The sequence below is a fragment of the Actinomadura darangshiensis genome, from assembly GCF_004349235.1.
GTDB lineage: Bacteria > Actinomycetota > Actinomycetes > Streptosporangiales > Streptosporangiaceae > Spirillospora > Spirillospora darangshiensis.
In genome coordinates, this window is record NZ_SMKY01000347.1 from 1 (window position 1) to 8,529 (window position 8,529).

The window sequence follows — 8,529 nt, forward strand, 5'->3', positions numbered from 1 at the left end:
CGTGGCCGGGAGAGAACGCGTCCGACAGCACGCGGACGCAGGCATCGGCGTTCAGGACTTCCGCGGCGACGCCGACCCCGGTCAGCGTCCGGACGGCTTCAACGGCGCGGCGGACGACGACAGCGGCGCTCGCCTGGCGTGCGCGTCCTCGGCGTCCCGCACCAGGGACGGGCTGGTCGCGCACGACGATGAGCACCTCGCGTACCAGCAGCGTGCGTGAGTCCCCGAGATCGTCGAGATAGGCGGCGTGGTCCTCGGCCGCCCGCCGCAACGCCGGGTGTGGCAGATCAGGCGCGGCCCCTGCCACCTGTGAGGCGAGATCGGACAGATCGACCGGACGGGCCCGGACCAGGATCTGCACCGGAGCCTCAAGCGAGTTCAGCCACCGTCCGAAGAACCCGACCAGCGCGGCCTGCTCGGCGGAGGTGCGCAGCCCGAACGAGATCGTCCCCGCCCGGACCAGCGCAGCCGTTCCCTCGTCGTCCAGGTCCATGACGCCGTCTTGGCGGACGGCACGGACCGGGAACCGCAAGGCGCCCGGCAACTGACCTCGCACCCTGCACCAGGCGGGGGCCTGGGGAATCGGCTCGGGTGCTGCGACGAGCGTGCGTCGCCGGCGAAGGTGGTCCAGCGCGGCCAGGACGAACCGGTCCAGCCCCATGCCGTCCCGGCGGCCGAGTGCCATCGCGCATCCGGCCGCCACCAGTGGGAAGCACAGCCCCGCCGTGACCGCGACCGGCAGCAACGGCGAGACGGCGACGAACGCCGATGCCGTGACCACCGCGGTTGCGGCGAGGATGACGAGCTGACGCGTGGTGAGCCCGTACATGATCTTGTCTGGTTGCTCCACGTCGGCCGGGATGCGCGCCGACAGCGGCTCGTGATCGTCGTTCAACGGTTCCTCCTGCCATGGCGCCGGTAGCCGGGCGGGTCGAGTCGCACGAACCTGCGCGGTGCCGGACGACGCGGGGCCTCAGCCCGCCGGTACGGCTGGGCCGGTGGTTGCGTTGGGATGCGCGGGTGCGGCCGGGCAGGGCTGCCCGCACCCGTCCGGCGAGGGACGGGCGGGACGTGCGGCCGGTGCGGCGTGCCCCTGGGGGCCGCGCCGTGTCCGGCGCGGTGATGGGTTCCGGTGCGGCCCTGCGCGGCGCTGTGCGTGCCGCTACGGGCCCCGTTCGCCGAACCCGGTCGGGGACGATGCCGCCGGTCAGGGCCGCGCTGTTCGTTGCACCGGGGGCCGGGGCCGGGTCCGGGGCCGCGGTCGGGACGTGGCGCCGGTCCAGCCGACGGGCCGCCCGACGGACCACCGTGTGGGCCACCGTGCGGACCGCCGTGCCAGCGCGGCCCACCGCCGCCCGGACGGGGGCGGCCGCGCCCGGCGGCCGTGGTGGCAGCGCGGGCTCCCCGTCCGCCGCGTATGGCGTTACCGGCAACTCCAATTGCGGCTCCGACGCCCTTGTACACGACGAACGACTTGACGAGTTGGCTCAGCATGCGCGGCTGAGCCGGCTGCCAGATGGTGCGGGCGACCCACCGGGGAATGCAGGTCAAGATGTACAGCAGAGCGATCACCAGCAGCATGTCGACCAGTTCCGACTGATCGGTCGGCATGGCGAAAGCGGGTTTATTGTCGCCGTGCTGGGTCAGCAGCAGCCGGAGGGCGGTGATGAACACGAAGGATTGGCAAACTTGAATCGCCAATGCGCCGGTGATCCCGCGCCACCACAACCGGGCTAGGCCATCGGTGAGGGGAAGCGCGTGGAACATGAGTGCGATCGGTGCGATGCCGATGAGGACCATGATGATCGCCAGCCGCATCACGTAAACGAAGGCCAGGATGCAGGCCAAGACGACGACCACCAGCATGAGCATGGCGAAGAAGTGGCCCTGGGTGGCGATGGAGGCTTCCACGCCTTCGGCGAATATGCGTCCTGCCTGGTCTGGGTCGATCTGGTTGGCGCCGGTCAGGAAAATCGACCGGGCCAAGGCATTGGCGAACTGGATACCGTAACTGATCAGGATGAGGCTGGTGTTCATAGCGATGAACGCGGCCAGCAGGCGAATGATCGCCGGTCCGGGCGCGCTCACGCCGGAAATTGTTTGACCGGACATCAGCATGACTCCGGCGATCATCACCATCAGAATGAAGCAGGTGTTGGCTATCGTCCGCGATGTCGCCCAGATCTGTTCGGCCTGCTTCATCGAGGACGAGCCGATCTCAGGAGTGGCGAGCTGTGTATCGGCCAGAAAGTCGAGGGTTGGCTTGAGGGCGCTGCGGGCCAGTGACTGGAACCACCCGGTGATCGCCATCGTGGTTCGGCAGGGAAGATCAACCCAGGAGCAGTCGTCCTCGTCCCCTTCGTCCTCTGCGTTGCCTTGGTCGTCGTTGGCGGTGCCGTCGTGCCCCGGATCTGCGGGGTCGGACGGCGTGGCTGCCGGTCCGGCCGCCGAGATGGCGCCCGCGGGGACTGTGTCCGGATGCGCCTCGGCGGTGGTGTGCGAGGTAAGGGTCATCACGCAGGCTCCGGCCATGAGCACGGAGACGATGGCAATCCGCTTTCGCGGGACCTTCGCTATGTGAACGCGCACGATCAGGACCCGACGACGTACTTGAGGATCTCCACCAGAACCGGGGCGAGCGCGGCGATGCCGTAACCGATGGCGGCATTGCGCAGCGTGCGTTTCCCGGCCTCGGCCTCGCCGGGGTCGCCGCCGGCCAGCAGGTACCGGACTCCGCCGATCGTGGCGAACAGTGTGGCCAGCGCGACCAGCAGGCCGACGATGACGTTGCGCAGGTTCGAGATGACCTGCTGAAGGCGGCCATCGCCCGCCGGTGCGGCGATGGCGTGCGCCTGGGCTGCTGAGGCCAGCGTCGCGGCGATCACCAGGCCGCACACCAAGACGCCAACGCACCACAGCGCAACAGCGGCGGCGAGACGTCCCCGGCTCACCTCTGGTCGGCGGGATGGAAGAAGGCTGGACAACGGACGGATGCTCAACGGGCAGCCCTCCAGGCATGAGACGAGGCAGCGAGCGAAAATGGTGGTTATGGCCATCGGGCGGAAGATGAGAGACCACGGGGTGAAGACGGGCAGGGCCTTGCGGGTGTCCTCCTTCGGCAAGGGCACTCGGCGGACGGTTTGACGGATGGGGACCGGGTGACCATCCGGCCCGACCCGTCTTCAACCCCGGGTTGCTTTCACCTAGTAACTGGACAGCTCACACCCCGGGCTTGGACATCAGCGACGCGAAGTCGTCCCGCAGGCCCTCGTCGCGCATCGCGGCGACCAGACGCTTCTCGGCGCGGCTGCGACGCTTCATGAATGCCGCATAGGACATCCCGAGCCGCCCGGCGAGGCAGGCCGGGGCCATGCCCTCCAGCCGGGTCATGGTGATGATCTCGGCTTCGACCGCGGTGATGACGCCCTGCCGGACGGCCGAGCCCAGGAGCAGGTCCACGTGGTCGTCCGACGAGACGGCCGCCGGGTCGACATTCACCAGCTCGCTGGGATCCACCGGGATCACCTGCACGTGTGCGCGGTAGGCGCGCTCGACGGCCTTGGCCGACCGCCACACCAGCCGCTGCGCGATCCGCGGCTGCTCCAGGTCGACCTGGTGCAACGCCTCCAGGAACGCCGAGAGCAGGTCACCGGCCACACGCGAGGTGTCGGCCCCCGGCTCACTCTCCAGGCCGCGCAGCCTGTCCCGCACGATCGCTTTCAGACCGGGCAGCGCGACCCCGACGCATCCGATGACCCAGGACGGGCCCTGGTGGCGGGCGCGCCGCACCAACACCTTCCACACGGCGTCACGCGCGTCGTGCCCGGTGGACGGGTGCAGCAGGATCGCCCGGACCTCGTCCAGCGCGATCTCGCGGGCGGGCAGCCCGTGCCCGAGCGCCGCGCCGTCCACCGACAGCGGAGCCGGGCCGCGCATCAGCAGATCGAACGTCGTCTCTGCGACGTCCAAGACGTGCCCGCTCTGGGCACCGGCACGGCGGGGCGGCTGGTTGGAGTGGTCGGCCGGACGGACGGCGGTGATGGCGCAGGTCATGGGAACCCCCCGAGAGGCGATCGGTGAATCGGTCACCGACATCTCGGCAGAGGCCATGTGCAGATCATGAGCAGATGCTCGGCAACCAGCCGAGACCCGATCTGTTCATGATCTGCACGTAATCGCTGTGACCTGCGAAAACGCGATTTGTTGCTCGTGTGCACGTGCTGTCAGCGCGCCGAGGTCAAGCGCGCGCAAGTGTTCGGATCGTCGCTGACCAGCATGGACACGTGCACGCGAGAGCACCACGTCAAGAAAGATCAAAACTCCGAGGCGAACTGTTGCGACCCAGCCACACACATCTCCTGTCACCAGCACAGACGTGATCCGAGAAGCGTAGGAGTACGTAGCCCGCACGAAGAGGAGTCTTTCCAGGGAAAGACAAATCGGGGGGAAGCATGACGAAATTCACGACTGCGTTCATGGTGGGGACGACCGCATTCCTGGTGTTCTCCGGCTGTGGAGGCAACGACAAAGAAGCCGGACGCACCGGAGCCGGTGAGGAGACCATCGGTCAAAGCCCGGCGCAAACCTCCACGTCTACCTTCTCTGGCGAGGTGTTGCCCACGCTGGAAGTCGGCAAGCCGCTACCGGTGAACCTGAGCAACAGCGGGACAGACGAGGCGAGCACGGCCAGCGAGGAGTTCACACTCAAGAAGATCGACCGGTTCAAGAGCTACACCGAAGGTTCACAGACGAGACACAGCGACCCCACAACGGCGAGTTCGTTTGCCTCGTGCTCGATATCAGGAACGTGGGCACGGTTGAGGGCGACACCTACACCTCTGCACACTGGGTAGGCGTAGACGGCAAGGTACTGTCCAGCATCGACACCATCGGCGGAGTCTGTGAGGCCAAAGGGCACCCTGACAGCATTCTCGGTCAGCACAACCCCGGACCCGGACAGTACATATCGGGAACGATCAGCTACGACGTGCCAACCGGCCAACCAGGCGCGATCGCCGTCGAGGACCGAAACGGGACGCTACTGTTCCGGATCAACTACGCACCGGAATCGGCTACGGTAAAGGTTACTCAGTAGAACGAGAAGGAGGGGAAACGCATGGCTCAGAAGGTCATAGTTCAGATGACAGATGACCTCGATGGGGGCGAGGCCAACGAGACGGTGTCGTTCGCCATCGATGGCAGGGCGTACGAGATCGACCTCAGCGGGAAGAACGCCGACAAGCTTCGTACCGCTCTTCACCCGTTCATGGACAAGGGCCGTCGGCTCAAGGCCGTCAAGGGCGGCAAGGCTTCGGCTCGAAGCAACGGCAGCCGGGAGCGCAGCGCCGAGATTCGCGAGTGGGCGAAGTCCTCTGGCATCAAGGTGAACGAGCGCGGCCGCATCCCCGCCAACGTCATCGAGCAGTACGAAGCGGCCCACTAGCCGGACATGGATAGAGGGGCCCACCGAGGCTGGGTGGGTCCCTCTGCGCGTGTCCAGTCAGGGAACGCGACACGTGAAAGCCATCCTCGAGGAACAACGAAGGAAGCCGTTCTGACGGCTGGACGGTAGTTCCTCGCTCGGATTGACCGGCATGGGAATCGCCCTGGCCCGCAACTACTGTTGACTGCACCAAGTTCAGAGAGCGAGCGGATGTGCTGCGTCCCCGTTCGGAAAGCTTGGTACGTGTCAGCGCTGGGACAGAAGTTGATGGAGGCGAGCTGAGGTCCCTCGGCTCGGAAGCCTGCAAGAGGCTGCTGGGAGCTTCCCGCCGTTCGTCGTTCTCGATCGGCACGGCGGCGAGGTGGAGCCGATCTCCCGCTACCTGCGGGACTTAGCGCTGAGTGACATGAGTCCGCTGACCTGCCGCAGCTACGGGTTCGATCTGTTGCGGTGGTTCCGGTTGCTGCGGGTCCTGGAGATCGCCTGGGACAGGGCGACCGGGTCGGAGGCCGACGTTCTGGTCGGCTGGATGAAGACCGCCCGCAATCCGCCAGCTCGGCGACGCGCTGCACGCCTGTGCCCACGGCATCCATCCGCTCGAAGCGGGCACCAGCCTGCTCGCCGACTGTGGCCGGTTGGTTGCCTCGCGTCGATTTCACCAGCAGGTTCATCACGACTGGCATCAGCATCAGCGACGGTGTCACCCTGCTCGCCAGCGCCGACTGCGAAGCCGCCATCACCGCCCTGCATGCAGGCGAACTGCCCAATCGGCGGAGGGGAACGGCGCATGCTCCACCTGGTTTCCAGCCTCGCCGGCGGACCCCCAGAGAAGAATGAGAGATGATCGCGCTGGTCCGGCCATAATCGACCGGCGTCAGCATTTCGTTCATTCTGCGAGGGCCCTGTGACATCGATCTACCTTTCGGCGAGCCAGCCCCGATGGACTCCCCGGAACCAAGCCGACCTTCAGGCCGCGCTCGACGAGGGCTTGATCGAAGAGTCGCACTACCTGGACCTTAAGGAGGCGCCCTCCACCAGGGGGACGAACAAGGAGTCGGCCAGGGACATGGCCTCCTTCGCCATCGACGGCGGCACGCTCATCGTCGGCATCGCCGAGGACAAGGACAACCGCGCCTTTACCCTGGCGCCCCAGCCGCTCAAGGGCATGGCCGAGAAGATGGAGCAGATCGCCCGCAGCATCCCCGACCCGCCGCTGAACGTCATCACCCAGGAGATCGAGTCCGAGGCGGACCCGACCACGGGCTACCTAATCATCCACATCCCCGCCAGCCCCGCCGCGCCCCACATGGTCGACAACCGCTACTGGGGCCGCGGCGACAAGACCAAGTACCCCCTGCCCGACCCGGAGGTCGTCCGCCTGCACGAACGCCGCCGCATCACCGACCGCGACGCCCTCGCCCTGCTGCAGCGAGAGATCGACGCCGATCCGATCCCTGCGGACCAGCGTCAGCAGGCCCACCTGTTCCTCGTTGCTTAGCCCCTGGCCGGGCGAGAGGACCTGCTGCTGGACATGACCAGCCGCCCTTCCTGGAACGTCGACTTGGCGGCCTTTGTCGAGAAGGCGTTCACCCCCGAGGTCAACACCGCACTCGGCGGCATGGACGTTGGCCCCTCGCTCAACAGTGCTGGCAACGGCTTCCGGCTCGCCCGTGGGGTTGCCCGCGCCACCCACAATCTCGGCGACGGCCGCGTCTTCACCCCCACCTCGCAGCGGGCGCCCGAGAACGTCGTCGAACTGCAGGTTCATGAAGATGGCGGCCTGCGAGTGTTCTTCGGCCGTCTCTCCGCCCTCTGGACAGAAAGCCAGCCCCACGAGCAGATGATCATCGAGTCCGCCGCCGTTGTTTACACCCGACGGCTCCTGGCGCTCGTCTTGGCCGCGGGCGACGAGTCCGGCCTCCAAGGCATGCGGGCTGCGCCCAACCGAGACTACTTCTTCACCGGCAACCGCTACAACCAGGACACCTACACCGCCACCACCGCAGCGACCTGGGCCGAACTCAATCAAGCCTCCGGCGCGATCACCCGTCGTCTCACCGGGGCTCTGCTGCGCACGCTCGGAACCGAAGCCGCCTACATGGGGATCTTCAGCGACCCCCAAAGCGACACGGATGCCACAACGACCTGAACCGACCTTTTGTTCAGAGAAGCCTGCATCCGCTGCCCGATGCTGCACATCAACCCCCCAAGACGCTGCCCCGCCTTGACGAACTAGTACTCCAACCGCACTTGGAGATCTCGGTCTGATCGAGGTCGGGACGTGAGGCGGCCACCGCTGTGATCGTGTGGGTGTGTTGAGACCAGACGATCGGCGGTGGCCGTGCCGCCCACTGTAGAAGATGTCGACCCGGCCGGGTGGGCTGATGGGTTCGATGCGCTGTTCGCGCAGGTGGTGGCCCCGTTCTTCGGCCGGCGAGAGCCCAGGGTGCGGGCCCGCTGGTATCTGCTGGGCCTGCTGAGCGGGCTGGAGCGCAAGAACGGCTGGTCGCTGGCGGAGTTCGCCGGAGACACGCGGCCGGACGGGATGCAGCGGCTCCTCAACCACGCCAAATGGGACGCCGACCAGGTGCGGGACGCACTGCGGGCCCAGGTGGCCGAGCGGCTCGGCGACGCCGGCGGGGTGCTGGTGGTCGACGACACCGGGTTCGAGAAGAAGGGCCGCCGCTCAGCGGGGGTGCAACGCCAGTACACCGGCACCGCGGGCAAGATCACCAACTGCCAGATCGGGGTGTTCTGCTCGTATGTGAACCCCGATAAGCAGCGGGTTCTCATCGACCGGGAGCTGTATCTGCCCGAGTCCTGGTTCGCCGCCCCCGGCAGGCTGGTCGGCGCGGGTGTCCCCGAGCGTGCACGGTTCGCGACCAAGCCGGAGCTGGCCTGGCGGATGATCGAACGGGCCGCCGATGATCCGCTGCTGGTGTTCGGGTGGGTGACCGGGGACGAGGCCTAATGCGCCACGAGGCGCCTTGTTGTATCCCCGATTCAGTCGGGAGGAACTCGGAGGGAGGTTTCTGGGTCTGATGGCTTACCTGGATCCGAAAGGTTAAGGGGACAAGAGCATGCCA

8 protein-coding genes and 1 pseudogene are annotated in these 8,529 nt (G+C 67.0%); 5 read left to right on the forward strand and 4 right to left on the reverse strand.

From position 1 onward, the window contains the following. The 4 genes from E1293_RS40850 to E1293_RS40865 all read right to left on the reverse strand — a co-directional run. Nucleotides 1-895: PrgI family protein (locus tag E1293_RS40850; RefSeq protein WP_132204494.1), on the reverse strand; the 895-nt coding region annotated here is incomplete at its 3' end. Beyond that, nucleotides 892-2,589 carry a TrbL/VirB6 family protein gene (locus E1293_RS40855; protein WP_132204496.1) on the reverse strand — a complete coding sequence of 566 codons (1,698 nt, stop codon included), beginning with the start codon at nt 2,587-2,589 and terminating at the stop codon, nt 892-894. The genes E1293_RS40850 and E1293_RS40855, both read right to left, overlap by 4 nt. 2 nt (nt 2,590-2,591) lie before the next feature. After that, nucleotides 2,592-3,128, reverse strand: a complete 537-nt coding sequence (locus E1293_RS49930) for a pilin (protein ID WP_243717318.1) — start codon at nt 3,126-3,128, stop codon at nt 2,592-2,594. A 91-nt stretch (nt 3,129-3,219) separates the two neighbouring features. Continuing rightward, nucleotides 3,220-4,053, reverse strand: coding sequence for an RNA polymerase sigma factor (locus E1293_RS40865; protein ID WP_132204498.1), 834 nt, complete (start codon nt 4,051-4,053; stop codon nt 3,220-3,222). A 398-nt stretch (nt 4,054-4,451) separates the two neighbouring features. Here E1293_RS40865 and E1293_RS40870 point away from each other — a divergent pair, with 398 nt between their 5' ends. The 5 genes and pseudogenes from E1293_RS40870 to E1293_RS40890 all read left to right on the forward strand — a co-directional run. Beyond that, a complete protein-coding gene (locus E1293_RS40870) occupies nt 4,452-4,853 on the forward strand; it encodes a hypothetical protein (RefSeq protein WP_132204500.1) in 402 nt (133 codons plus the stop codon). Between the two features lie 263 nt (nt 4,854-5,116). Next, on the forward strand, nt 5,117-5,443 hold the full coding sequence (locus tag E1293_RS40875; protein ID WP_132204502.1) for a histone-like nucleoid-structuring protein Lsr2: 327 nt from the start codon (nt 5,117-5,119) through the stop codon (nt 5,441-5,443). Nucleotides 5,444-6,347: 904 nt separating this feature from the next. Beyond that, complete coding sequence (locus E1293_RS40880) at nt 6,348-6,941, forward strand: AlbA family DNA-binding domain-containing protein (RefSeq protein ID WP_341770248.1); 594 nt, start codon at nt 6,348-6,350, stop codon at nt 6,939-6,941. Nucleotides 6,942-6,974: 33 nt separating this feature from the next. Continuing rightward, nucleotides 6,975-7,592 (forward strand): hypothetical protein, encoded by a 618-nt coding sequence (locus E1293_RS40885; protein WP_132204506.1) that lies wholly within the window; start codon nt 6,975-6,977, stop codon nt 7,590-7,592. A 249-nt stretch (nt 7,593-7,841) separates the two neighbouring features. Continuing rightward, nucleotides 7,842-8,411: pseudogene (locus tag E1293_RS40890) on the forward strand (IS701 family transposase); the annotation flags it as partial. Nucleotides 8,412-8,529 lie beyond the last annotated feature (118 nt).